This is a genomic window from Priestia sp. P5_B4, from assembly GCF_056400385.1.
Genome location: NZ_JBFULJ010000679.1, coordinates 1 through 2,082 on the forward strand (window position 1 = coordinate 1; position 2,082 = coordinate 2,082).

Genomic DNA, 2,082 nt, shown 5'->3' on the forward strand with positions numbered 1-2,082 from the left:
CGGTGATTGCATATTTTGGTTATTTAAAAGGAAAAGAAACAATTGATCAAACGTTAAGAGATTCAGATATTTATGAACAAGTACAGCAAACGCTACAAGTACTCGTGCTTTTCTGATGAACCAGCTGTTTGATGAACGTACGCTTTGTCATAGATGCCCATTGACAAAATCCATAAAGATACGCGATCCAATGATACACGCACGCGGTAGCTGCCTCCTTCTTTTGCTCTTCTTTCCAGTGCCATTAAAGCACCGACTTCAAGCAGCCAAGAAACCGCATAATCATTGACAACTACAATAGGAGGCAGCTTAGGATTTTCTGGCGATCCTTCTAACGCCATGACTCCCGTTACGCTTCCCGCTGTTTGGTCAAATCCATTTCTTTTTGCCCACTCTCCTTGCGTTCCATGCAGGTTAACGGTGCAGTGGACGATTCCTGGTTTCAATTTTGCACACTCTTCAGCGGTTAGATCGTATCTCTCTAGGAATCCGTATCGACGGTTCGCAAAAAAGATATCTGCTCCTTGTAGAAGTTCAACCATTTTTTCTTTTCCTTCTTTTTCACCAATATCCAGCGTTGAAGAGCGCATACCGACATTAGACGTAGCGTAAATCGTATCATGCTCCCAGTCCGTTGGCTTCCAAATATTTAACACGTCCGCACCGTGTAAAGCGAGCGCTCTACCAAATCCTGCTCCTGCAATAACATGACCAAGGCCTAATGCTCGAACACCATCTAGCGGCGTTTTAGGATTCTTTGAAAAAGGAATCGGCTCACTTTCTCCAATCTTTTCAATTTCAATTAAAGGAAGCTGCGCTATTTCTTCATACACGGACTCATTCATAAACTCTTCAATTGTCCGCACAACAGGCATGATAACTCCTCGCTCCGCTGCAGCTTTCTCTAATTCTTCTGCATTCCAACCGCGAATTGCTTTTGCCACTGCATCAGGGTCTTCTATACAATTTAACAACTTTAGCGTTTCATGCTTAGAGCGTGGATATGGATTCAGCGGCATCACCCATTTGTCATCTTTTGTTTGATAAAAGCGAAAGCCTAATGGGTTATATGGATCATTTGCTTTACTTGGTGCGTACCCATTAAGCTTTTCCCATTTTTTATCGTAAAAAGGTGATAATCTTCGGATCGCTTTTCGTAAATCCATATGAATATCTTGACCTTTTCCTCCGCGTATTCTCCAAATTTTTGAGACAGCTACTGATTTAGCAACTAGTGCAATGGCTGCTGCTGAGGCAAGACGCAGCGTACTAGGAACAACCGGATCTTCTCCGTAAAACGTAATGCTTCCTCCGCTGTCTTTTGCTGATAAACCGACCCCTTGAAGCACATTTTCCAGCTCTTGATAGATATCAAAATCACTATTATCTGTTAAACGATTTTCATTTGCTTTCACAATAGATTTTGTTAGCTGATCTTTCGTAATGTTGCTCACGTATAGTCCCTTCTTTCCTCTTATAATTACCTCATTATGTCCCTGCTTGCTGAAGTTATGCCCTCGTCGAGTTAAATTAAAACACTCCAAATATAACCTTTACGTTAACGTTAATATTATCTTAAAACGAATGTATCATATATCACTTATGCGAACAAATAATTTGTTTCATAGACAAACAAAAGCGCTTTATGTTTTTGTACATAAAGCGCTTTTGTTCTACTTCATATTTTCTTTTTTGAACTACTTTTCAATCGGTTTTTTTAATGCATGTAAATTTTCTTCTGCAGAAAGCATGACTTGGTTCATAATATCTTCTGCATCTTTAATTGCTTGGTTATAAAAGTGGGGACCGATATGTTCTTTAATAAACTYTAATACATTTTCCGCTGCAAATTCACTGATTTCTTCATCTCGTTCGTTATAAAAAAACGTTTGAATTTCATTCAGCATTTTATCTTTGTCTTCTTTTGAAAAATTAATAAACATAAACAAAACTCCTCTTTACACTGATATCTGTCTACCTGACATCATAGCAAGAGGAGCTGAGAAAATGCAGTCTTTTTTTCTTGTTGTTTTTGTGTACAATGCTTGTGCTGATTTGAATTAGCTAGACACTTTCATAGCC

General features: G+C 38.9%; 2 protein-coding genes. Both read right to left on the reverse strand.

Annotated features, from left to right (window positions below):
• Positions 1-92: 92 nt before the first annotated feature.
• Complete coding sequence (locus AC1DRF_RS24610; protein WP_477741928.1) at positions 93-1,454, reverse strand: CoA transferase; 1,362 nt, start codon at positions 1,452-1,454, stop codon at positions 93-95.
• A 243-nt stretch (positions 1,455-1,697) separates the two neighbouring features.
• Positions 1,698-1,943 (reverse strand): DUF2164 domain-containing protein, encoded by a 246-nt coding sequence (locus tag AC1DRF_RS24615; protein WP_477741929.1) that lies wholly within the window; start codon positions 1,941-1,943, stop codon positions 1,698-1,700.
• Positions 1,944-2,082: the final 139 nt, after the last annotated feature.